General features: G+C 49.4%; 28 protein-coding genes. 14 read left to right on the top strand and 14 right to left on the bottom strand.

What is annotated here, in order from left to right; all coding sequences use genetic code 11:
• Positions 1 to 4: 4 nt before the first annotated feature.
• The 4 genes from AB182_RS19085 to AB182_RS19070 all read left to right on the top strand — a co-directional run bounded on the left by AB182_RS19085 (position 5) and on the right by AB182_RS19070 (position 4,420).
• On the top strand, positions 5 to 685 hold the full coding sequence (locus AB182_RS19085) for a hypothetical protein (RefSeq protein ID WP_047371474.1): 681 nt from the start codon (positions 5 to 7) through the stop codon (positions 683 to 685).
• Between the two features lie 9 nt (positions 686 to 694).
• A complete protein-coding gene (locus AB182_RS19080; RefSeq protein WP_047371473.1) occupies positions 695 to 2,176 on the top strand; it encodes a phage DNA ejection protein in 1,482 nt (493 codons plus the stop codon).
• Positions 2,176 to 3,996 carry a hypothetical protein gene (locus AB182_RS19075; protein ID WP_047371472.1) on the top strand — a complete coding sequence of 607 codons (1,821 nt, stop codon included), beginning with the start codon at positions 2,176 to 2,178 and terminating at the stop codon, positions 3,994 to 3,996. Before AB182_RS19080 ends, AB182_RS19075 begins: the two co-directional genes overlap by 1 nt.
• A gap of 70 nt (positions 3,997 to 4,066) precedes the next feature.
• The gene (locus AB182_RS19070) at positions 4,067 to 4,420 is read left to right on the top strand and encodes a hypothetical protein (RefSeq protein WP_052958879.1); all 354 of its coding nucleotides are present in this window, start codon (positions 4,067 to 4,069) and stop codon (positions 4,418 to 4,420) included.
• Between the two features lie 18 nt (positions 4,421 to 4,438).
• On the opposite strand, the gene AB182_RS32680 is transcribed toward AB182_RS19070, so the two are convergent.
• Positions 4,439 to 4,606, bottom strand: coding sequence for a hypothetical protein (locus AB182_RS32680; RefSeq protein WP_167337897.1), 168 nt, complete (start codon positions 4,604 to 4,606; stop codon positions 4,439 to 4,441).
• A 50-nt stretch (positions 4,607 to 4,656) separates the two neighbouring features.
• A complete protein-coding gene (locus tag AB182_RS19065) occupies positions 4,657 to 4,878 on the bottom strand; it encodes a hypothetical protein (RefSeq protein ID WP_047371471.1) in 222 nt (73 codons plus the stop codon).
• A 213-nt stretch (positions 4,879 to 5,091) separates the two neighbouring features.
• On the opposite strand from AB182_RS19065, the gene AB182_RS19060 reads away from it, so the two are divergent.
• The 3 genes from AB182_RS19060 (at position 5,092) to AB182_RS19050 (ending at position 8,659) form a co-directional block, all read left to right on the top strand.
• Complete coding sequence (locus AB182_RS19060) at positions 5,092 to 5,622, top strand: Rha family transcriptional regulator (RefSeq protein ID WP_047371470.1); 531 nt, start codon at positions 5,092 to 5,094, stop codon at positions 5,620 to 5,622.
• Between the two features lie 103 nt (positions 5,623 to 5,725).
• Positions 5,726 to 8,119, top strand: coding sequence for a phage tailspike protein (locus AB182_RS33100; RefSeq protein WP_052958878.1), 2,394 nt, complete (start codon positions 5,726 to 5,728; stop codon positions 8,117 to 8,119).
• Between the two features lie 150 nt (positions 8,120 to 8,269).
• Positions 8,270 to 8,659 carry a HumD family translesion DNA polymerase gene (locus tag AB182_RS19050; protein WP_047373365.1) on the top strand — a complete coding sequence of 130 codons (390 nt, stop codon included), beginning with the start codon at positions 8,270 to 8,272 and terminating at the stop codon, positions 8,657 to 8,659.
• A 245-nt stretch (positions 8,660 to 8,904) separates the two neighbouring features.
• On the opposite strand, the gene AB182_RS19045 is transcribed toward AB182_RS19050, so the two are convergent.
• The 10 genes from AB182_RS19045 to rdgC all read right to left on the bottom strand — a co-directional run bounded on the left by AB182_RS19045 (position 8,905) and on the right by rdgC (position 14,210).
• On the bottom strand, positions 8,905 to 9,096 hold the full coding sequence (locus tag AB182_RS19045; RefSeq protein ID WP_041852423.1) for a helix-turn-helix transcriptional regulator: 192 nt from the start codon (positions 9,094 to 9,096) through the stop codon (positions 8,905 to 8,907).
• A gap of 27 nt (positions 9,097 to 9,123) precedes the next feature.
• Positions 9,124 to 9,399: a hypothetical protein gene (locus AB182_RS19040; RefSeq protein WP_047371469.1), complete on the bottom strand. Its 276-nt coding sequence runs from the start codon at positions 9,397 to 9,399 to the stop codon at positions 9,124 to 9,126.
• Positions 9,396 to 10,370 (bottom strand): DUF551 domain-containing protein, encoded by a 975-nt coding sequence (locus tag AB182_RS19035; RefSeq protein ID WP_047371468.1) that lies wholly within the window; start codon positions 10,368 to 10,370, stop codon positions 9,396 to 9,398. Before AB182_RS19035 ends, AB182_RS19040 begins: the two co-directional genes overlap by 4 nt.
• 9 nt (positions 10,371 to 10,379) lie before the next feature.
• The gene (locus AB182_RS19030) at positions 10,380 to 10,643 is read right to left on the bottom strand and encodes a hypothetical protein (RefSeq protein WP_047371467.1); all 264 of its coding nucleotides are present in this window, start codon (positions 10,641 to 10,643) and stop codon (positions 10,380 to 10,382) included.
• Positions 10,644 to 10,646: 3 nt separating this feature from the next.
• On the bottom strand, positions 10,647 to 11,090 hold the full coding sequence (locus AB182_RS19025) for an HNH endonuclease (protein ID WP_047371466.1): 444 nt from the start codon (positions 11,088 to 11,090) through the stop codon (positions 10,647 to 10,649).
• A 3-nt stretch (positions 11,091 to 11,093) separates the two neighbouring features.
• Positions 11,094 to 11,762, bottom strand: coding sequence for an ead/Ea22-like family protein (locus tag AB182_RS19020; RefSeq protein WP_052958876.1), 669 nt, complete (start codon positions 11,760 to 11,762; stop codon positions 11,094 to 11,096).
• 1 nt (position 11,763) lies between these two features.
• A complete protein-coding gene (locus AB182_RS33095) occupies positions 11,764 to 12,063 on the bottom strand; it encodes a DUF7739 domain-containing protein (RefSeq protein WP_047371465.1) in 300 nt (99 codons plus the stop codon).
• Positions 12,060 to 12,899, bottom strand: a complete 840-nt coding sequence (locus AB182_RS19010; protein ID WP_047371464.1) for a ParB/RepB/Spo0J family partition protein — start codon at positions 12,897 to 12,899, stop codon at positions 12,060 to 12,062. The genes AB182_RS33095 and AB182_RS19010 overlap by 4 nt, the downstream gene beginning before the upstream one ends.
• Positions 12,889 to 13,203, bottom strand: coding sequence for a hypothetical protein (locus AB182_RS19005; RefSeq protein WP_052958875.1), 315 nt, complete (start codon positions 13,201 to 13,203; stop codon positions 12,889 to 12,891). The genes AB182_RS19010 and AB182_RS19005 overlap by 11 nt, the downstream gene beginning before the upstream one ends.
• Before the next feature lie 92 nt (positions 13,204 to 13,295).
• On the bottom strand, positions 13,296 to 14,210 hold the full coding sequence (gene rdgC, locus AB182_RS19000) for a recombination-associated protein RdgC (RefSeq protein ID WP_120785405.1): 915 nt from the start codon (positions 14,208 to 14,210) through the stop codon (positions 13,296 to 13,298).
• 23 nt (positions 14,211 to 14,233) lie between these two features.
• Between rdgC and AB182_RS18990 the strand changes: the two genes are divergently transcribed.
• From AB182_RS18990 to AB182_RS18960, 7 genes are all read left to right on the top strand, one after another.
• A protein-coding gene (locus AB182_RS18990) for an IS3-like element ISEc52 family transposase (RefSeq protein WP_085929673.1) occupies positions 14,234 to 15,402 on the top strand; the annotation gives its coding sequence in 2 pieces (ribosomal slippage) (positions 14,234 to 14,483 and positions 14,483 to 15,402; 1,170 coding nt in all).
• On the top strand, positions 15,329 to 17,428 hold the full coding sequence (locus tag AB182_RS18985; RefSeq protein WP_223883558.1) for a hypothetical protein: 2,100 nt from the start codon (positions 15,329 to 15,331) through the stop codon (positions 17,426 to 17,428). Before AB182_RS18990 ends, AB182_RS18985 begins: the two co-directional genes overlap by 74 nt.
• Positions 17,429 to 17,456: 28 nt before the next feature.
• Positions 17,457 to 17,861 (top strand): IS66-like element accessory protein TnpA, encoded by a 405-nt coding sequence (gene tnpA, locus AB182_RS18980; protein ID WP_000839182.1) that lies wholly within the window; start codon positions 17,457 to 17,459, stop codon positions 17,859 to 17,861.
• Complete coding sequence (gene tnpB, locus AB182_RS18975) at positions 17,858 to 18,205, top strand: IS66 family insertion sequence element accessory protein TnpB (protein ID WP_000612626.1); 348 nt, start codon at positions 17,858 to 17,860, stop codon at positions 18,203 to 18,205. The genes tnpA and tnpB overlap by 4 nt, the downstream gene beginning before the upstream one ends.
• Before the next feature lie 48 nt (positions 18,206 to 18,253).
• The gene (tnpC, locus tag AB182_RS18970; RefSeq protein WP_008786790.1) at positions 18,254 to 19,792 is read left to right on the top strand and encodes an IS66 family transposase; all 1,539 of its coding nucleotides are present in this window, start codon (positions 18,254 to 18,256) and stop codon (positions 19,790 to 19,792) included.
• A 56-nt stretch (positions 19,793 to 19,848) separates the two neighbouring features.
• Positions 19,849 to 20,424: a hypothetical protein gene (locus AB182_RS18965; RefSeq protein WP_223883557.1), complete on the top strand. Its 576-nt coding sequence runs from the start codon at positions 19,849 to 19,851 to the stop codon at positions 20,422 to 20,424.
• Between the two features lie 21 nt (positions 20,425 to 20,445).
• On the top strand, positions 20,446 to 20,781 hold the full coding sequence (locus tag AB182_RS18960) for a hypothetical protein (RefSeq protein ID WP_047371461.1): 336 nt from the start codon (positions 20,446 to 20,448) through the stop codon (positions 20,779 to 20,781).
• A 363-nt stretch (positions 20,782 to 21,144) separates the two neighbouring features.
• On the opposite strand, the gene AB182_RS18955 is transcribed toward AB182_RS18960, so the two are convergent.
• Together AB182_RS18955 and AB182_RS18945 are read right to left on the bottom strand one after the other, a co-directional pair.
• Positions 21,145 to 22,292, bottom strand: a protein-coding gene (locus AB182_RS18955; protein ID WP_085949497.1) for an IS3 family transposase whose coding sequence is annotated in 2 segments (ribosomal slippage) — positions 21,145 to 22,055 and positions 22,055 to 22,292 — 1,149 coding nt in all. Because the reading frame shifts where the segments join, the coding sequence is not laid out codon by codon here.
• A gap of 369 nt (positions 22,293 to 22,661) precedes the next feature.
• A complete protein-coding gene (locus AB182_RS18945; RefSeq protein WP_047371460.1) occupies positions 22,662 to 22,865 on the bottom strand; it encodes a hypothetical protein in 204 nt (67 codons plus the stop codon).
• Positions 22,866 to 23,178: the final 313 nt, after the last annotated feature.

The following is a 23,178-nucleotide window of genomic DNA, read 5'->3' as shown; positions in this document are numbered from 1 at the left end:
AATCATGCTCATTTTCCAGTTAGCGAGTAAGCATCTCGATAATCGCCTGTACCTTAAAGGCGGCAAGGGCGGAGATAACGGCGCAGGAGCGCAAGCCAAAGCCATGAGCAAGGCTACCGATTTGCAGCGCCAGCAGTGGCAAACGGTAATGAATAATCTGGCACCGTTCACTCCACTCGCGCAGCAGTACATCAGCCAGTTACAGGGACTTTCAACCCTTAGCGGGCAGAGTTCAGCGCTCAATGATTATTACAATTCTGACCAGTACAGGGCACTTGCTGACCAGGCTCGTTACCAGACGCTGCAATCTCAGGAAGCAACAGGGGGGCTGGGTTCTACTGCAACCAGCAACCAACTTGCTGCGATTGCCCCAACATTAGGCCAAAACTGGCTGGCTGGACAGATTAGCAATGCTCAGAACCTTGCAAACATTGGCCTTGGCGCACTGCAAGGGCAGGCAAATGCAGGTCAGACATACGCCAACAATGCCGGAGCGCTCTACCAACAGCAGGCTCAGCTTGCAGCAGCCAATGCCAGCAGGCCATCAGGATTTCAAAGTGCGCTTGGTGGGGCGTTTGGAGGAGCATCAGCCGGGGCTGGGATTGGCAGTATCGTTCCAGGGGTTGGGACTGGTCTGGGTGCAGCAATCGGTGGCGGCCTTGGCTTGCTTGGTTCTTTGTTTTAAGGAGTCGTCATGGCTACGTGGCAACAAAGTGTCAACTCTGGCGGACTGCTTGCCGGAATTGGAGGCAATAATACCAATGCCCCTCAGGTGAGCGATATAAGCAATGGCCTCGCTCTTGTAAGGGCGAATAACGATATGATCCGTTCAGGGCAAAATAATGCTGGTCTCACTGCGTTACAGGGTCTTGGGAATATCGCGCAGTCTTATCAGCAGGGGCAGCATGCAGAACAGCAAAGAGCTTTTGATCAGGCTCATGCGACTGCGTGGAAAACTGGTGATATGGCACCTTTGCGTGATTTTGCAGTGCAGAATCCAGCATTTGTTGAGCAGGCACAAAAAGCCGTAGCAGGACTTGATTCCCAACAAAAGAATGACTTGGGCAACCTTGCTATGGGCGTAAATACTGCTCTTGCACAGGGTCCAGAGACTTTTAGTAGCTATGTAAGCAAGAATTCAGACGCACTACGGCGCATAGGGGCAGACCCTGACTGGATGATTAAGACGGGCGTAAATAACCCAGAGCAATTATCTCACCTTGCCTCTACGCTGGCATTAGGTGCTGTTGGTCCTGAAAAAATGTTCGACATTAAGGATAAGGCAGAAGGCAGGCAAATTCAGAGGGATTCACTTGCGGAAACTGTACGCAGCAATAAAGCAGGAGAATCACTCACGGCCAGGGGGCAGGACATTCAGATTAGGGGACAGAACATATCTGCTCAGAATGCGCAGCTTTCAGCTAATGGCGCAACTACAGATATGAAAAACTTTACTGCCTACTCCAGGCTTCTGAAATCAGACCCAGAGGCAGCTGCGATATTTGCTCAGGTTGCTGGGATAAAAACCACAGGAGCAGATAACCGCCAGGTACAGCTTTCAGATGGGCGCACAGTAACAATTAATGGCAAGCTTCACGGTGCTGGGCCGAACGCGTTTTATGAGGCAACTGATAATGCCGGAAATACAATACGAGTACCACCTGCTGCAATCTCGGCTACAGCTTCATCGGCGACAAATGCTCAGAATTTTGCGATGAAAAAAGACCTAGACCTGATCAGCAATGCAGATCCTAAGAGTCTTGATTTCCTTACAGGTATAACTGGGGGTACTGGAAAACCAGCGCTTGGCGCTGATGTAAGAAGCAGGCTTGGAAGTGGAGAGCAAAGGCAGTTATTTAACGCCGCCCAGCGCATCCAAGGGAAAATGCAGAATCAGGGTATTGCAGCTGCAAGGGATATGGGGGCATCCGGCATCAATACCGTAGCCGAGGCAAAAATGTATTTTCAGGGTATGCCCCAGGTTGATTTTTCCAGCCCGGAAGCGACTCAACAATCAATCAGAGACATAAAAACGTACACTGACAATTACAACCAGCAGTATAACGTCAATGTCGGATCACCAAAGCAAAACGCTACCACTAACGCTCAGACAAATTCACAGCCAGCAGCAGGCGTTCATGTGTCTAAATCAGGTATCCAATTCACGGTGAAATGATGGAAGTTACAGCGAACGGCAAAACCTTCAATTTTCCTGACGGCACCAGTAACGAAGATATTGGGAATGCGATTGATGAGTACTTTGCTAGCCAGGCTACACAACAGCAGGCAAATCCTGAAACCCAGGGTAAAGCTCAACAGCCAGAACCATCGTTAATGAAGCAAGCCGGTGACTGGCTCACAGGTGGGGCTAGTGCTGGACAGATTGCAGAGCAGGCTGGTCGTGGGTTGGTAAACATTCCATTTGATGTGTTGCAGGGAGGTGCAAGTCTTATCAATGCCATCAGTCAGGGATTAGGAGGCCCAAAAGTACTTGATGACGTCTACCGCCCGGTTGACAGGCCGACTGACAAATACGCGCAGATGGGAGAGGCAATAGGCAGCTATTTAACCCCGGGTCTTAAAGCAGGACCAAACATGGCGCTTGGCTCGCTGGCAGAGGCATCAAATCAACAGGGTGATTTTGCTCAGAATGCGGCAACTAATGCCGCCGTTAACCTTGGCGCACAGGGATTACTGTCTACGGCAGCAAAAGGAATCGGAAGGGGAATCACTGCGCTAAAAGGTGAAATTGCACCGGAAGCACAGCAAGCCATTAACTTTGCCAATCAGGCTGATGCGCCTTTGCTAACTACTGATGTTGTTCAGCCAGGAACATTTACAGGCAGATCTGCACAGGCGCTTGGAGAGAAGGTCCCCGTTACTGGTACTGGCGCATTAAGGCGCGGTCAACAAGAAGCCCGTAGCGAGCTTGTTCAGCGTTATGCTCAGCAATTCGATTCACCTGCACCTGATGAGATTGTTCAGAGCCTGCAACGGCAGACAAACAAAGTCAAACAGGCGGCAGGGCAGCGAATGACACAGGTTAATGATGCTATGCAGGCAGCAGGAACCATAACGCCAAATCAGGCCATATCTGCTATTGATACGGAAATAACCCGGTTATCCAGGCTTGGCGGCGCGGCTGATGAGCAGACAATTTCCAAGTTGCAGACGTACAAGGATGAGCTCAGTAAAGGTGCTGATTTCGGATTGCTCAGAGACCTGCGCACTCAGTTCAGGCAGGACGTTAAAGGTGATCGCGTTACCTGGCCTAATCAATCTCAGGCCGCAGTAAATCGCGTTTACTCTGCCCTGACTAATGACGTCAACCAGGCTGTTAATGACACGCTGGGCTCACAGGTAGCAAGCAGGTATAAACAAGCCAATGCTGTTTATGCCAATGAAGCCCAACTGGTCAATAATACCCGCCTGAAAAATGTTCTCCAGAAAGGCGATCTAACCCCTGAGGTTGTGAATAACCTGCTGTTCAGCAATAAGCCAAGCGAGGTAAGGCAATTATATAACTCGCTTGACTATAAAGGCCGTAGCGCTGCCAGAGCCTCTGTAATTGGAAAGGCGTATGAAAAATCAGGTGGTAGTCCTGATAAGTTCCTGAATGAAATTAATCGCCTGTCATCACAAACAGGGATACTGTTTAAAGGCGCAGATCAGCAATACCTGAATGGCTTGTCTACCTATCTCGACCAGACGCGTCGCGCCGCACGTGCGGGGGTTGTAACGCCAACCGGGCAGGAGCTATTTCAGGTTGCAGTTCCCGCTGGAGTGGCAAGTGACGTAATCGGCACCGGAGGTGTAGGGACAGCCGCTGGGCTTAGCTATGGTGCTGTTGCCAGATTCTACGAGAGTAAGCCAGTAAGGAATGCAATGCTCAGGCTGGCGAATACAAAAGCAGGTACGCCAGCTTATGAAAAGGCCTTAAATCAGGCCGCAGTAGCGGTTAGGCCGCTACTGACTAACCAGGTAACTCAGCAGTAAATGAAAGCCATGGACGGCTTACATTTTCTTACAATCATGTTAAATTACTTAAAAACATAAGGGATTTATCATGATTAAACAATTTGCACTGGCGGTTACAGCATTATCTTTGCTTTCCGCTTGCGTACACACAACTCCTATGCCGGTTCAGGCGTCACAGCCTGGTGACGCTAATATGTCATGCCAATCCATCGTAAGTGAGATGGAAGAAATGACAAACCTAGTGAAGTCAAAGGATAGTGAACTTAACGGGCAGATCGCTAAGAACTCAGCCCTTGGTGTTACTGGTGCATTTCTTCTTGTCCCACTGTTTTTCATGGATACAAGCGATGCGAAAACAGTAGAGGGGCAAGCGGCAAAAAACAGGTTCAAGAAGCTACAGCAACTTTATTCTGATAAGAATTGCGCCAGCGACGGAAAGTAAGGCGGAAGCCACGGATGGCTATTTTCTGATTGTTGATTTTATTTCAATCCATGCACTCAATAGGGCCAGAGAAAGAAAGAAGAGTGCAAATCCGCCTCCTACGCTTGGATACATCCCCAACCCATAAAAAGTAAAACCACCGACAAAAACCAAAATCTTCAAAGCACCAACAATCAGTCGTTTCATAACCACTCCATGTAGATAAAAGAAAGCCCGGATAACCTGGCATTACTCCATTAAATTTTCTTGTCTTTCGGTAGATATTTGTGAATAGGCCATTCCATGAAAGCCAGCGCAAACCAAGCTACAACGTTGAAGCCAGGTATTGCTAGGCATACGGCCATTTTCCAATCAAACCCAGCCTTTTTAGATATTTTATATCCAGGCCAAAAACCAACCACTACAAAAACCAGAATCATAATTATTAGAGAAAGCGGTGAGCCTTGCTGTTGTTCCATGTGACCTCCTTAGTTTTCTAACACTGTACACCAAACATCAAAGCCTCGGCACATCCCGGGGCTTTTTTGTATCTGAAACGCGCCTCGCACGCGCTAAACCACGTCGAACCAGTCACTTTGAAATGAGCCTTTGAGGAAGTCAGTTAGTGCTGGCGAGCCTCGACGGGCTGATTTCCTGTGCGGCAAAGGTTCATTTCAAATAAAGGAAACGCAATGAATAACCCGTCAGTTATTCCGGCTTTCAACTTTAATGACATGGTCTTCACTGTCGATAACAAAGTTATCACGACGTCACTAAAAGTGGCTGAATATTTCAGCAAAGCCCACAAAAACGTAATCAGAGCCATTAAGCGCCTTGAGTCTGATTGCTCACCAGAATTTAACCGGCTCAATTTTGAGCCCGTTGAATACATCGATAAAAAGGGTGAGATGCGCCTTATGTACAACATCACAAAAGATGGATGGATGATGCTTGTAATGGGCTTCACTGGTAAGGCTGCAACTTGCATAAAAGAACAGTTCATCGCTGCATTTAACTTCATGGCTGAAAACCTGTCTCGCCGAATGTCGATTATCGAAGACATGCAGCACAAGCATGCAATCAAGGATACTCGCTCTAAATTGAAAGGGACAATCGGTAGCCGGCTGATGAATGAGCGCAAGAAGGAGAAGCTTGTGCTGAAACTGGAGCATGAGCACATCATGCAGATAACGCAGCCAGACCTTCTTAATAACGCCGCATAAAACAAAGCCATATTCATAACTCAACCCGCTTCGGCGGGTTTTTTATTGCACAAAACATACCGCAGCTTTGCTGTGGTGACTACTCGCTCCCGGAGCACAGGAAATGACGGATATCACAGTAAATGCAGTAATTAGTATGCCTGGTCAACTTTTCACAATGGCACGGTCATTCAAAGCAGCGGCTAACGGCAAGATTTACGTAGGTGAAATTGACACTGATCCAACCAATCCAGTCAATCAAATTCAGGTATATCTGGAAAATGAGGATGGAAGCACCGTTCCGGTTGCGCAGCCATTATCTATAAACGCTGGCGGGTATCCAGTTTACAACGGAGAGATTGCAAAGTTTGTCACAGACAGGGGCCACAGTATGGCCGTTCTTGATGCCTATGACGTTCAGCAATTCTACTTTCCCAACGTTCTTAAATATGACCCAGACCAGTTCTCATCACGCCTTGCTGGAGGCGGGGCAGAAGAAGGTGATGTTCTTGTCGGAGTTAAGCAGGCTACACCAAATTCTGTTTTGATTACCCAGCATGATGTCAATTTACAATCTGTATCCATCCAGCAATATGGCGGAAAGGATGACTACAACGGAACGTCTGGGACAAATTGCTGGAGCGCGCTCCAGGCTATTTTTACTGACTTCCCAAACGGATGCAAAATCAGGTTTCCTAAAACTGTGGGTGGTACAGGTCGTTATTACATGAACGGCACCATGACATGGCCTGATATGTCAAAATATATTATTGACCCAGACCCTGGTGTTGATATTACGCACGAAGGTGGCGGAACCCCATTAATCGGGGCCGGACTGGTCGTAACGCGTCCGCTAAACATTATTCTGCCAACGCTGGGATACACGTATCGTTTAAGCCCAACACCTTACGGACCATTATCAGGGAAACCTTATTTCATTAGTTCAGGCGACGGAGAATCCCCGGTAGTTGAGAAAATTCAGGCCAACAGCGAACTCGCTTTTTACGCAGTGAATCCGGCAACAGGGGCATCATCTGGAGCATCTGCATCTGGCGATGTGGATATCGTAACTTTCAGCAATATCCCCACGGGGCAATTTATTGTAGGTAGTGTTCCCGTTCGCCCAGGATGGGAGGCACACGCCCAGGTAACTATGCCAGGGTCTACCGCCAGTATTGCTATTTACGTGCAAACAGAGCGTGGGTTTGTTATCTACAGCCAGCCTATTGGTGGCGGTGATATTACCCGATACGTTTTCAGGGAGGGTTACCCTGTACAATCAGTAACAATTCCCAACCCGGTACAAGACAACCCAGCTTATAATTTTGATGTTTCTGAAATCGGGATAAAAATCCACTCTCCAACGTCATTCTCAATTCTGTGTAACCATTCCGAGGTTGCCAGAATTGAGGGGCTTCCATACAACATAGTACGTGCTGGCTGGGGCGCAGGTATTGCAAACAATACTAACGCCGCGTATATCACGTATCCTGTTAGAGTGAAAAATAATAAAACCTACGGTATGCGACCGTTGCGCGTCGTTATTGTCGGTGACTCAACTGCTGACAAAAATAACCATCTTTCATGGGTTAACCACATGGTGCGTGTTTCCAGCGGCGCGGGTGGATTGCAGTTCAAAAATATTTTAAACCTCGCGGTAGCAGGGCAGACAGCAGTACAACAGGCTGCAATATTTAACTCAACTGATTTTGTGGCGCTTGGTGGATTTGATTACGCCATGATTGATGTTGGGATTAATGATATTGCGGGAGGTTCAACGGCAGACCAGTTTATTACAGCGATCACCAGTATCGTAACAACATGCCAGACCTACAATATTACCCCGATTATAGGTATTCCGGCTCTGTGGTATAACGGTAGCGCAGCGGTTCCATTTGGACAATCAACGGGCAAGCTTGATTCTAACGCAGTTCGAGGCGCTTCATATCGCCTGCGGTTACTCAGGACATTGTCAGATCTAGGCGTCCAGGTCGCCATGCTGCCTTTACAGGATATGGGTGCCATTGTTCCTTCTCTTCTTGTGCATCCTGAGCTTGATCCGGTTGTCCAGGATAACCTGCATCAGTCTGGATTCGGTGCACAACTCAAAGGAGGTGGTTGGGCTAAAGCCTTAATCGGATATCTTTTTTGCCGGACCAGAACCAACATTAGCCCAACAGAAATTATTCCTGGATGGATACCGTCTGCAATTTCAGCAACATATGGCGTTGCCGTTAAACCAAAATTTGAGGTTGTCGGTAACGAATTTGGCCTGACAGGGTTAATGGACACCCCAGCCCCCGTTCCAAACAACACTACAATTCTCCAGTTGCCGCAGGCATACGCGCCTTTGTCTCAGCTATATATCCCGCTGACCTGTTTTGATGTAAATAGCGTTCCACTTCAAAGCGTGGCCACACTGAGGATAGACACCAGTGGCGCATTTGTTGTTAACAACGTGCCGTCTACGTCACGATATTTTGCGTTCGGTAATTGCAGATATAACCTGCCTCAATAAGCAAAAGCCCGCTTCGGCGGGTTTTTAGTTCGGCGTCAAAGGCATGGATGCTTCCGCTGAAAATATTGATCATGTGGCGTTGCAACGTTCATTTACATCTTATTATACTGTTTATACATACAGTAACTTACGAGGTGATTTATGGTTGCAATGTCACAGTTCCCAAGCCCGGCTGCTGATTACCACGAAGATGCGATATCTCTCGACAGGGAGTTGATACGAAAGCCTGCTGCAACATTTTTCGTTCGCTATACCGGTACATCATGGCGTGAAGGCATTAAGAAGGGGGCGCTATTGGTCATGGATACGTCTTTACGTCCTGTAGACGGCAGCCTGGTGATTTGTCATCTTCACGAACAACTGCGTCTGCTTCGTCTCAGACTGCTACCACGTGTTCACCTGGAAGAACTGGATAACGCAGACAATAAAACATACATCACTGACGATGACTGTGAGGAAAGAGTGGTAGTGAAGGGGGTAATCACTTACATCATCAATGACGCGCGAACGGGTGAGTTTGATGACTGCCTGGTGATGTGAGACAGATTTGAGACACGCAAAGATTTGCACCGCTTTGCAAGTCTTTGCATATTTTCGCATCATGGGACGTGTGAGCGCAGGAGTGACGCGGTAAGTTATTGTTAACTTAGGTAGTTCCAGGAACTTCTAAGCCGTAGGTCACAGGTTCGAACCCTGTAGGGCGTACCATTTAATTCAATAAGTTAGCCTATAAATATGAAAAACCCGCTACGACGCAAGGTCAGGTAACGGGTCAGGTATTGAAATCAAAATGGCTGGCTTTTATTACTGATTACCCAATCTTCATAAACCTTCTCGCTCCACCCCAGGAATGTCCCACTTGCCGTTCGTTCTGGTTTAGGGAACTCGCCGCGCTTTGCATACATTCGCCATAACGTAGGTTTACTCTTCCCTGTTAACTGGCACATGTCTTTCATTGTGAGATATTTTGTAGCCATACTTTCTCCACTACCGGCTGCACCCGGTTATCGATCATTGTAGGCACAAGCGGAACAGCCGCCCCGTGCGCCGTCATTACATTTAAGGCAAAGCTGATGCTCTACGCGCTTGGCCTTCATGCCTTCAATTACTGCTGGTGGCACCATCATCGGCAACACTACATGAATCACCTGGCAGTTCAGTCGCTCAATCTCGGCAGCATGTTCCAGTGCGATTTCTTTCCAGTCGTTGGCCTCTTCGCGCCACCAGGCTACATCGTCACGGAGTCGGCGCATACGGCGCTGTTTGAGTTTGCTGGTCATGGCGTCACCTTTGGTGCATCTGGCAGGGGTTTAGATGGTAGGCACGGCAGCGTGAGCCACAGATAAATTTCACTAACGGGGAAAGATGAACCATCATGCAATTCAAGCCACTCTCCATTTACCAGGCCTGATACATATTCTCCATGCCGTGATACGACAGAAACGTAGCTATTATTTTCCGGCATCCGCTCGCTTACCGGAATCCAGCCATCAGGTGCTTTCGGCGCTGCGGCGAGCAACGCATCTGCATCCGAGATAATCTTCCGCATAGCAGGAAACTCGCTATCCCTGCGACCTTCCCACATCTCGCAGTATTTTTCGATTTCGGGGTGAGCAAAATCGCGCAGGTCTGATAGCAAATCAACCGGGACCAGCACATACCCGGCAGGCACCGTTACAGGTTGCGCTGAATTACCGGACTGGATGGGCGGCGCGACCTTTTTGTTGACATCACCAGAATGGTCTACCATATCGAGGTGTTGCTCGGGATGGTTAAGCATGGCGGCGCGGCAGGCGTTCCACGACATCAACATTGCCTGTATGTGTGTATAGAGTTCGATTGAATCATCATCCGGGGGGATGTATTCCCCGGTTTCGTTGTCAAAATCTGCAAATACGAAATCCGGTTTCGCAATTATTTCTTCCCTGAACCATGACTCAAATAGCGCACGGGAGTTTGCTTCCTCCGCTGCCGGGATTGATGGCGCGGGGTGGGTGTAGAGCGGAGTTATTTCAGTAAATTCGAGCTCCCATCCGAATCTCTCGGCATGCTCCTCTACAGCCGATTTGGTTTCGCCAAATGCAAAGCTATCAAGGTGAGTGGCTTTGTACGCCACCGGCTCTTGCTCATGCGCCGCCAGTGCGAAGAGGGCCATAGCTTCGATTTCGTCATGAGACGGTGGAAGCGCCATGCTTTTTGAAAAGCTGGCTATCTGTGCCAGTCTCACCTTGCTCGGAAATTGTTCTGTCATACGGCCTCCTTAACCCGCCGTGCTTTCAACGGCTGACGGAAAATCTATGGTTTCATCAAAATCAGCACCGATATTCTGGACAGCGGTACACCAGTCACTGGATAGCCTTGCATCCAGTGCAGTCATGACTTCATCGCATCGACGCAAGTCATACAGGAAAATAGTTGGGTCGCCAATTGTGTAAAAACCGATCTTCTTCGGCGATGGGCAGCGGTCTAGCACGGCTTGCAAATCATCTACCCAGGCCTTTTCTGCTTTGGTCAGCTTTGCCATCGTTCACCCCCCCACTTCCAGATGGATACCAGCGGACTCCTGCTGCTGATATTGTTCGAACCAGAACACAACCGGCTTATCGATGACCTCTACCAGGCCAAAGCGCTCTGCGGTGCGGAAGTTGACGCTGTATGCGCGTGCCCGTTCTGCTTGAGCTGCAATTTGTTCACGGAAAATCTCGACAGTGAATGTCGCTTTAAACAGATTGCAAGGTGCGCAGGCCGGGAACAGGTTTTCGATAGCATCATTCTCAGGCCGCCAGAATTCACCTGTTGCAACCGTGCGCCGGACACCATTAGCCTGACGCTCGCTAAATTCCCACTTACGCAAAGCGGCCTCAACATGGTCGGCATGCCAGCCATTTTCTGGAAGCTCGCATCCGCAATACGCACAGCGACCGCCAAATTTCATGCGCAATTCGGCGCGTTGTTTTTTGGTGAGTGTCATCTTTCACTCCCCCACGTCTAAAGTGATGCCAGCGGCTGCGCATAAATTCTTAGTGTCAGATGTGGCTTTGTTATAACCGTCTGCATACGCCATAGACTCACCGTTATCCCAATAATGAGCAGGTGCAGCTTCTGGCCCGATAGGCTCCGGCAACTTAACGCTCACCGTCCGCGCTTCCATCTCCAGCGGCGGCAGGTCAGGTGTCGTTACGCCAAACAGAGAAGCCATGGCGCGATAGTTTTGCTCGCTGTGATAGCGGCCTTTGCATCGCACCAGTTTTTCTGCGGCGGCAGATATCGCTTCCAGTTCAGCGATCCGGTCTTTAAGCTGACCGCGCTCTGCAAGTAGTCGTGCTGCATGCACACGGTGATTATGCTCAAGCTCAGCAATCCGCTTCTTGTCGGCGTCACGCTCTGCCAGCATGGCGAGGATGGCTACGGGGTTAGCTTTGGCAATAAAATCAGCCAGCCTGGCATCGTCCCCGTCTTCACCTGACCATTCTGAAATTGAAACGTCGATAAACGGGCAGAGGACACCATCATGGTCATAAGTGCCAACCCAGGTTGACTCTCCGTCTTCATCTCGTTCGGTACCCCATTCCTGCTGATAACCATGAGCAATGAGTTGCGCAGCCGCTTTGAGTGCCTGAATCTGTTCGCTGTTAATGGTCATATCAGTGCGTCCTGAATCCGTTGCAGTTTCTGAGAAAATCTACGATGTAGCCCTTCATGCGGGCATGCCACTCACGATCATTTCCGTTGCACCACCCATCAGGAGGCGTCCACTTCTCTATCAAATCAGCCATTTTTTTAGCTTTTGACGGTGTTGCAGTCGCTGAATCGCAGTAATGGCTCGTATCTACTAGTGCGCCCATCCCGGGGATATCAAGAACACAAAACCAGGTATGATTCGGCATTTCCACGCACGGGATTTTCTCACTGTGGCGCCGTTTATCTGTCAGGCATACAGTCATGACTGCGCTCCTTTGCTCTCGCGCTGAGCTGAAATAGCCTTATGTTCATCAACAATCGCCAGCACCTCTGCCAGCGCGAGACCTTCCAGAGTGACTACACCGTTATCATCAATCCCGGCCAGGCTGATCAGTTCGACGAGACGGCGGGCGCTTTTGACGCTGATCTCCGGGGCGATAACCTTTTTAGTGATTTTCTTTTTGCCAGCAGCAGCGGCAACGGCGCGATCCTGCTCCAGTACTTTCCCTGCGTTCTCACCGTGCTCACGAACGCGCTCAACCGCGACACCTACGGAAACTTCGCCATTTTTAACAATCTGCTGAACGTCATGGTTAGCAGTAGCGAGGGTCAGTAACTTCTCAACCGTAGGGACCGACTTGTGAACAAGCTTCGCTATTTCCTGATTGGTCAGGTTGAAAGTTGTAGCCAGTTCCTTAATTACCTGTGCCTGTTCCAGCGGGGTGAGGGGCAACTGGTTATTACTGGTCATGACACGAGCCAGGCGCTCAACGTCATTGCCAACGAATGGCATGATGTGAACGCGGTCAACCGGTTTACCCGCATCACGGCAGCGCTCATAGCAGCGGCGACGACGGTGGCCTTCAACAACCCAAACACCGCCTTCGTCGCGTGGGGTAACTTCCAGTGGGGGAACGGTACCGCCATTCATGAGGTAGTTGAAAAGGTCGTCATCAGCCTGGCGAGTACGCTCGTCATCGTCGCGTTTGTTAAAGCCCTCTTTGACGAAGATGTTATCCAGGCTGATAAACATCCCGGTATCGGTGCGTTTAATCACACCGCCCTTCGTGGTCATCTTTTTGAATGAGTTAGCGGCCATTGCTGGTGGCCTCATTCATGTCTGAATGACATTCGCTGTTGTAGTGCTCGCGCAACGCTCCAGAAGCAACTGAAACCAGCGAAGAAAAATCACAAACAACAGTATCGCCTTCATGCTGCTCAGAATTGGCAATCACAGTTAATGCCTTAGCAAGTTTCTTACGCTGCTCCAGCGATTCGCTTAACGCCACGCTGGTAACGTCCAGACGGTTAGCCAGTTCGTTCATAATGTCGGCAGAAGCCGCAGGGAGATATTTTGCCGCTGTGCGAGCGGCTATCAGCAACTGCTCTTTAGTCATTCTCATCGGTAGTTCTCCATATATATGCACGCTGCACCGCGCTGTTTTTAGAGCGCAGCAACCCAACCCATTCACATGGGGTAATTGCTGCATTCGGGTTAAGCTGCTGGCTTTTGCTGTTCTGGCTCTTTATAGGCCAGCAATTTGCAGAGTTGGTTTACTACCTGGCTGAATTGGAAGAGATCCGCACCAGTCTGATGACGCCACTGGAAGGCTTTATCTTCATCGTCAGAGTAATTAAAAGACTGAGTATCAATTCGACGGAAGTGGAAGCGCTCGGTCAGGAGAAAGTTAACTCCGCACCCATTTAATTCCATCTGATCGACAGTAAACCCGCCCGCAAGACTTTCCGTAAGCTCATTGGTGATGGATGCGTGCTCGGCTGAGAAACGAAGCACTTCTTTATGTTCAACCAGGCGTGAAAGCTGGATGTAGTCACCAACGGTAAACCCATCAAAAGCATCATTGCTTCCATTAAGGTGATTTTGCAGTCTCGTGGTGAGGCCATTTTTAATGTTGTCGATATGTATAGTCTCGGTTTTAAGAGACCCAACAACCTTAATCAGCAACGAACCAACCAGAGAAGAAATGTTTTTGTTCGTGGTATTCACGACCAGCAGGTTATCTTTGCTGTTATAGAGGGAAAGGATCAGCGAAGAACGGACGAATGCCTTTTTGCACAGATCTACTTTTACGTCGCAGATGATCGCGTTACGCTCCTGGCGTTTTAGCTTGCCACCGCTCAATTTCTCAATGCGTTCGATGCGCTCACGTGCTTCTTTTGCGACTACCTGAGCAGGAATTATCTTTTCATCACGACGGACGACGATGGCATACCCATTCTCAATCGGCGTAACAAGTTCACCGGTGATTGAGTTAGGTACGAACGCGGCGCGAGCGAACTCTGTTTCGCCGATTTCTTCATACTGCAATTCAGCCAGGTGACCTTCAATCGCTTCGATACTGAAGTGGTTTACTGAATTTGGCCACCTGAACAGAGGTGATATGCTCACCTCAGAACAACACAGGTGCCATAATGAAAAAAAGAAATTTCAGCGCAGAGTTTAAACGCGAATCCGCTCAACTGGTCGTTGACCAGAATTACACCGTGGCAGATGCAGCCAGCGCTATGGATGTCGGCCTTTCCACAATGACGCGATGGGTGAAACAATTACGTGATGAGCGGCAGGGAAAAACACCAAAAGCCTCCCCCATTACCCCGGAACAAATTGAAATCCGTGAGCTCAGGAAAAAGCTACAACGTATTGAAATGGAAAATGAAATATTAAAAAAGGCTACCGCGCTCTTGATGTCAGACTCCCTGAACAGTTCTCGATAATCGGGAAACTCAGGGCGCGTTATCCTGTGGCCACTCTCTGCCATGTGTTCGGGGTCCATCGCAGCAGCTACAAATACTGGAAAAACCGTCCTGAAAAGCCAGACGGCAGACGGGCTGTATTACGCAGCCAGGTACTTGAACTGCATGGCATCAGCCACGGCTCTGCCGGAGCAAGAAGCATCGCCACAATGGCAACCCAGAGAGGTTACCAGATGGGGCGCTGGCTTGCTGGCAGACTCATGAAAGAGCTGGGGCTGGTCAGTTGCCAGCAGCCGACTCACCGGTATAAGCGTGGCGGTCATGAGCACGTTGCTATCCCGAATCATCTTGAGCGACAGTTCGCCGTAACGGAACCAAATCAGGTGTGGTGCGGTGATGTGACCTATATCTGGACGGGTAAGCGCTGGGCGTACCTCGCCGTTGTTCTCGACCTGTTCGCAAGAAAACCAGTGGGCTGGGCCATGTCGTTCTCGCCGGACAGCAGGCTCACCATGAAAGCACTGGAAATGGCATGGGAAACCCGTGGTAAGCCCGTCGGGGTGATGTTCCACAGCGATCAAGGCAGCCATTATACGAGCAGGCAGTTCCGGCAGTTACTGTGGCGATACCGGATCAGGCAGAGTATGAGTCGGCGTGGAAACTGCTGGGATAACAGCCCAATGGAGCGCTTCTTCAGGAGTCTGAAGAACGAATGGGTGCCGGCGACGGGCTATGTAAGCTTCAGCGATGCAGCTCACGCAATAACGGACTATATCGTTGGATATTACAGCGCACTAAGACCGCACGAATATAATGGTGGGTTACCGCCAAACGAATCAGAAAACCGATACTGGAAAAACTCTAACGCGGTGGCCAGTTTTTGTTGACCACTTCACTTTAATGGCTAATGAATTTCTGACTCAGTGTGAAATAGCCGTCAATACGGCAGCCGGGAGAAAGTTAAGCGAACAGGAAATGGAGTCCCTTGTTCGTGATATGAATGATACGACTAACCGTATTCTTGCTGGCAATGAAGCGCTATCTCTGGAAGAAGCTGCGTTACGTGCTGCTGATGAACTTACCAACGCCGATAAGCTGGCTAAAGTTATTGAGGCAAGGAATAAGGCACTGAATACGCGCATCGCCGCACAGCGCCTTTCAGATCTTCGCACAACATGGAAAGACCGCCCTGATATTGGTCTGGAAGCAATCCTGGTTGGACGCAATGATGCCCGTACCGGTTCACGACGCTCTGTAGCGTCAGAAGTAGCTCAACTGCGTGGGAAATATCATGCAGGAATAAACTACGATTTCGATAAGGCAGGGCTGGTAAAATTTATCAGTAGTGGCAGCAACGACCGTGAAATAGCAGATGCTATGTGGCGTATTGGTCGGGGACAATCAACCGATGGAATGACAAAACAGTCTGTTGATGCGGCAAATATCATCATGAAGTGGCAGGAGTCAGCGAGGATTGATGAAAACCGGGCAGGCGCATGGATACGCAAAGTACCTGGCTATATCGTACGCCAGTCGCATGACATCCTGAAAATACGCTCTGCTGGCTATGAGGCGTGGCGTGATTCTATCCTTCCTCGTCTGGATGATGTCACATTTGAGGGTGTGGCAGATCGCGAACAATTCATGCGCAACGTATATAACGGGCTGGCATCTGGTGTTCATCTCACCACTGAAAAACCAGACTGGATGAATGGATTCAAAGGCTCGCAGAATGCAGCAAAACGCGCAAGCCAGGAGCGTGTTCTGCATTTTAAAGACGGCATATCATGGCATGAATATAACCAGCAGTTCGGAACGGGAAGCTTGCGAGAAGCTGTATTTGGTGGATTAAACAGCGCGGCTCGTACAACAGGAATGATGCGTGTTCTAGGGACAAACCCGCAGAACATGTTTAATTACCTTGCTGAATCAATTTCTCATGATTTAAGCAAGTCTGGCACGCCAGCGGCTCAGGCTGATTTTTCTGAGAAGGTGCGTAAGCTCAAAAAGAATACCCTTACCCAGGTTGATGGTTCATTGAATATTCCAGGCAGTGTTGGCTGGGCAAATGCATCAGCCAACATTCGCGGCTGGCTGCGTATGTCACAGTTGGGTGGCGCTGTGATTTCCTCATTTAACGATGTGCCAATTTCCGCTACTGAAATGCGTTACCAGGGGCAGAACTTCATGGGTGCGCTTCTTGGTGCAATGAAGGGTAGATTCTCACGCTTCAATAGTGCTGAGGAAAAAGAAATCTTGTCATCTATTGGCGTCTACTCCGACACGATGACTCAGGAGATTATTCGCAGGATGTCAGGTGATGACAGCCTCAGCGGTAAGATGGGGCGCGCTCAACAGATATTCTTCAAGTATAACCTGATGAATTTCTGGACTGAGTCTGGGCGTAATTCCAACGCCATGATGATCACCAACTGGCTGGCTAAAAATGCCGAATTTCCATACGCAAACCTGACAGAGGATTTGCGCCGTGTTTTGGACATTCATGGTATTGGCGATGCCGAGTGGAATATCTATCGCGGAATGGATATGGCTGATAGCGAAGGCCGCAAATTCATGACTACCAGCGGAATTCGTTCTGTACCTGATGATGTGATCGCATCTTATGTCGAGTCTAAAGGCATCAAAGTAACAGACAGATCAATAGCGGACGCTCGTGACTCACTGGAGGGACAGTTACGTGGCTACATTCTTGATCGCCTGAACATCGCAATGTCTGAGCCAGGAGACAGGACTCAGGCATTAATGAAGTTTGGGACAGTCCCCGGCACTGTTGCTGGAGAGGCCGTCCGATTTGCTGGACAATACAAATCATTCACCGCAAGTTTCTTGCAAAATGTTTGTAAGCGTCGTCTCAGCACCGTCTGGCAGATCCTGATATTCCTGAGAGGATAGTGGACACCAAATATGGTGGACGCTATCCATGAAATCATTAACCGCAGTGCGTAAAAAAAGCCCTAATTATCCCGTTGAGTTCAAAATCAAAATGGTTGAACTCTCGCATCGACCAGAGATCTCCGTAGCGCAACTCGCTCGTGAGCATGGGATCAACGATAATTTGCTGTTCAAGTGGCGCCAGTACTGGCGCGAAGGAAAACTACGTCCTCCTTCAACAACAGAAAACAACGTGCCTGAGCTGCTCCCGATAACACTTGATACCGAAGATGTTGTCCCTGCAACCTCCCCCCGGTCACAACCTGTAGCTGCTGCGGCACCTGAATCACTCAATATCAGCTGTGAAGTGACGTTCCGGCACGGATCACTCCGTCTGAATGGTGCCATCAGCGAAAATATCCTGAACCTGCTGATACGGGAGCTCAAACGTTGATCCCATTACCATCAGGGACAAAGATCTGGCTGGTCGCTGGCATCACCGATATGAGAAACGGCTTCAACGGCCTGGCGGCAAAGGTGCAGACGACGCTGAAAGACGATCCGATGTCAGGTCACGTTTTTATCTTCCGTGGGCGTAATGGCAGTCAGGTAAAGCTCCTCTGGTCTACCGGCGATGGACTGTGTCTGCTGACCAAACGGCTGGAGCGCGGCCGCTTCGCCTGGCCGTCAGCCCGGGATGGCAAAGTGTTCCTCACACCGGCACAGCTGGCGATGCTCCTTGAAGGTATCGACTGGCGGCAGCCTAAAAGACTGCTTACGTCACTGACTATGTTGTAGGCCTCTTTATCCTGGTCGACGCTGAATGAGCCTGGTAATATACCCGGTATGAACAGCTTACTTCCTGACGATATCGATGAACTGAAACGTCTCCTTGCCGAACAGGAGGCGCTGAACCGTGCCCTTCTGGAAAAGCTGAACGAGCGTGAACGCGAAATAGATCACCTGCAGGCGCAACTGGATAAGCTGCGCCGGATGAACTTCGGCAGCCGCTCCGAAAAAGTCTCCCGCCGTATCGCGCAGATGGAAGCCGACCTTAAGCAGTTGCAGAAAGAAAGCGATACCCTTACCGGCCGGGTGGATGACCCGGCCGTGCAGCGCCCGCTGCGGCAGACCCGTACCCGCAAACCGTTCCCTGAATCACTTCCCCGTGACGAAAAACGGCTGCTGCCGGCAGCGTCATGCTGCCCGGAATGTGGTGGCGCGCTGAGTTACCTGGGTGAAGATGCCGCCGAACAGCTGGAGCTGATGCGCAGCGCCTTCCGGGTTATCCGGACAGTACGTGAAAAGCATGCCTGTACTCAGTGCGATGCCATCGTGCAGGCCCCCGCGCCTTCACGTCCCATCGAGCGGGGTATCGCCGGACCGGGGCTGCTGGCCCGCGTGCTGAGTTCAAAGTATGCAGAACATACCCCGCTGTACCGGCAGTCAGAAATATACAGCCGCCAGGGTGTGGAGCTGAGCCGCTCACTGCTGTCGGGCTGGGTGGATGCATGCTGCCGGCTGCTGTCACCGCTGGAAGAGGCGCTTCAGGGCTATGTCCTGACCGACGGTAAACTCCATGCCGATGACACCCCGGTCCAGGTGCTGCTGCCGGGCAATAAGAAGACGAAGACCGGGCGGTTGTGGACGTATGTTCGTGATGACCGCAACGCTGGATCAGCAGTCGCGCCGGCGGTGTGGTTCGCTTACAGCCCGGACAGAAAAGGCATCCACCCTCAGACCCATCTTGCAGGGTTCAGTGGTGTGCTGCAGGCCGATGCGTACGCCGGGTTCAACGAGCTGTACCGCGATGGCCAGATAACGGAAGCCGCCTGCTGGGCTCACGCCCGCCGTAAAATCCACGATGTGCACGTCCGCACACCGTCGGCGCTGACGGATGAAGCCCTGAAGCGTATCGGCGAGCTGTATGCCGTTGAAGCGGAGATAAGGGGAATGCCGGCGAAGCGACGCCTTGCAGAACGTCAGCAAAAAGCTAAACCGCGGCTGAAATCCCTGGAAAGCTGGCTGCGTGAAAAGGTGAAAACGCTGTCGCGACACTCAGAACTGGCGAAAGCGTTCACGTACGTACTGAACCAGTGGCCGGCGCTGGCTTACTATACTGACGACGGCTGGGCCGAGGCAGATAACAACATAGCTGAGAATGCGCTACGGATGGTCAGCCTGGGCCGCAAAAACTACCTGTTCTTCGGTTCGGATCATGGAGGAGAGCGGGGAGCGCTGCTGTACAGCCTGATCGGGACATGCAAACTGAACGGAGTGGAGCCAGAAAGCTACCTCCGTCACGTCCTTAACGTCATAGCGGACTGGCCGATAAACCGGGTCAGCGAACTACTCCCCTGGCGCGTAGCACTGCCAACTGAATAACACATCCCCGTCAATACGGTTCTCGCTGCACGCTTACAAATGTTCTTGGGAGAGAGGTGTTTGGGAGAGGTTACACGCCAGCAGGATTGGGAGAATCAAAAACATCATCTTTTACTAACGCTTTGCTGAATAACGGTAAAGGTGCATTTATTGGTGTGGCAAACCTGTTTGTGTGGGCAACCATGTTTGGATATCTGTCAATGCAGTCGAAGTTGATGTTAAAAGGACAGACACCAAGACCAGCAAATGCCAGCACTCTACGCGCAGCAGCTTTACAGGGTGGAGGACTAGGTATTCTTGGCGATTTCATGTTTGGTGAAGTAAACAGGATGGGGGCTGGAGCGATTACGTCCCTCGCTGGTCCAGTTCCTTCTGGTGCAGACAATATAATTCGCCTACTCCAGCAATCATCAAGGGGCGATGCTGACCTTGGCGACTGGTATCGTACAGCGCTAGATAATACGCCTTTCCTGAACGTATTCTGGCTGCGTACAACTATGAATGGATTGATCCTTAACCGCATTCAGGATGCGCTTGACCCAGGTTCTCTAGAGAGATACCAAAGGAGAGTTGAAAGAGAGCAAGGTAATACCTTTCTTATTCCCCCATCTCAGTTTATGCTAGGAAAATAGACAACAGCACTGAGATTGATTATGAATGAGGATGCTTTCTTCAAAAGAATTGATAATCTTGAAATGGATATATATGACTGTAATAGATATGTAAAAATATCTATAATTGTCATAATAATTGGGTTGATTTCATTTTTAGGCAATATTTTAGGGTTCTTCCATGAAAGTGAAATATTTCAAGGACTAGCCATTGGATCCTGCTTTGTAACATACATTAACTTTAAAAATAAAAAAGCTCGTTGTATTTTAGAGTTAAATGAAATGTGTTTATCCCGATACGGAAAATCATATGACTCATCGCTGAGTGAACTGATAAAAGAAAAAGCAGAGATTTCAAGAAAATCAATATTTGGTTAAGTTATTAAATAATAATGTATTTTTAAGTATTATTACTTAATGCATACAAGATAATCCTGATACATACCAACCCGCTTCGGCGGGTTTTTTATTGCACAAAGCGTACCGCAGCATTGCTGTGGGGATCACGCACGACTGGAGAAAAAGATGACTGTATCATCTGAGCAGAGCTTTATTGTATACAATGGCGATGGAACCACTAAAACTTTCACAATTCCATTTTATTTTCTTCTCGGCTCTGACATATCAATCACACTAACTGACACGGCAGGTTCGGAAACTGTATTGGTATATGGTGTTAACTTTTCTGTCGTAGGTGATGGGAGTCCATCAGGGGGCGCCGCCTGAATCGCCACGGATAATCTAGACACTTCCGAGCCGTTGATAATACTGGTTTTCATATTCTGTCGGTGACATCTGTTCGCTAGAACCATGCCGACGCTTACTGTTATAAAACATTTCGATGTAATCAAAAATATCACTGCGGGCTTCTTCCCGCGTTCCGTAGATCTTTTTCTTTATCCGTTCACGTTTCAACAACTGGAAAAAACTTTCTGCAACCGCATTATCATGGCAGTTACCGCGACGGCTCATGCTACCCTCCAGGCCGTGTGATTTCAGGAACGACTGCCACTCATGGCTTGTGTACTGACTGCCCTGATCCGAATGAACCAGCACCTGTTTTTCGGGATTACGCCGCCATACAGCCATCAGCAGTGCGTTCAGGACAATGTCCTTTGTCATCCGGGATTGCATGGACCAGCCGATAATTTTGCGTGAGAACAGATCAACAACAACGGCAAGATACAGCCAGCCTTCGTGGGTCCTGATGTAGGTTATGTCCGTTACCCAACGCTCATCAGGAGCATCCGGATTGAACTGTCGCTGGAGCCTGTTGGGTGACACGATACTGGCCTCGCCTTTACGTGCCCGCGGGCTTCGGTATCCGACCTGAGCCTTTATTCCGACACGTTTCATCAGTCTCCAGACTCTGTTTACTCCGCACTGTTGCCCGCTGTCACGCAGATCCAGATGGATTTTGCGATAACCATAGACGCATCCCGACTCCAGCCAGAACTGTTTAATCTGTCCTGTCAGTCTCAGGTCTGCCTGATGGCGTTGTGAATGCGGCTGCTGAAGCCAGGCGTAAAAACCACTGGGATGAACATCCAGCACCCGACAGAGCAGGCGAACAGGCCAGCAACAGGAGTTGTCACGGATAAAGGCGTACCTCAGTCGGACAGCTTTGCGAAGTACGCCGCGGCTTTTTTTAATATGTCCCGTTCGTCGGTAACCCGTTTCAGCTCTTTCTGGAGACGGCGGATCTCGGCCTGAGCATCTGACTGTTCTTTATTAGTGGAAGAATCCGGACCGTACTTCTTTATCCAGGCATAAAGGCTGTGGGTGGTGATATCGAGACGTGTTGCAACGCTGGCAACAGAATAACCGCGATCAACAACCTGTTTGACTGCTTCAGTTTTAAACTCTTCGGGATAACGCTTACCGCTCATGGGCACCTCTCTTTAAGCCATCTTAAATGACTCTGAGGTGTCTGTTAAACCCGTGGCGATTCACATATCGGCGCACCACTCTCACTTGTCACCCCTTCGAGGTTATCCTGTTCAAAGTCGCTGAGAATCCTCTTTTTGCGGTCAGTCATTCTCACGGCGGGGAGATTCCTTATTGTGGGATAGAGGTATTGTACAATAAGAATGAGGATACAAAGATTAAGGTAATAAACCGGGGAGGTTAATGTAGTTCAACGCACCACCCAAAAATTTTTTGGGTATGTTGCAAATTGATTGTTCTTTCTTGTTTGAATACAAACATTTATTTTTATATGGAACTCTGTAGGGACCCTTTTCAGGTTAACCTACTTTTTATCCACACAACGACTCGTTAAACCTGATTTGGTATGGTTTTTTCGCTGCCATTTCTGCAAATGCCTTTCCACACTCTTTGCGTAATTCCAGCCGCGCATTAATGGTTTCTGCTGTGATAGCGCATCCGGTATTTTCTAACTCCATCACTATATAACCGATAGCTTTCGCCATCTCTTCTTCACTCTGTTCTGTCGCTCGCATAAAACCACCTCAACGATAAGGGAATTCAGTGTCTCTGACTATTACACCTTCACACGCAGGGTTACCAGATGGTTCCATTCGCTCAGAGTGTCCCACGGGTGTTTTTGGTGATTAACGCAATGTATTTACTAAAGTATATGATTTACATATGGAATGGTGTTCGGGACAGATTGCCCGGTTATGGAACCATTAAACTGAGGGAAGTGGCGTGAATCGCCATCTGCGTGGGCGCGCGTTATGCCATTTACCCATTACCTTTGCATAATGCGGTTACCGAAGCGTAAAACGCTATATTGTCTATTTCCCCTGTTAA

This window comes from Phytobacter ursingii (assembly GCF_001022135.1).
In the GTDB taxonomy this organism is placed as follows: Bacteria; Pseudomonadota; Gammaproteobacteria; order Enterobacterales; family Enterobacteriaceae; genus Phytobacter; species Phytobacter ursingii.
This window is presented reverse-complemented; position numbering and strand designations above follow the sequence as displayed.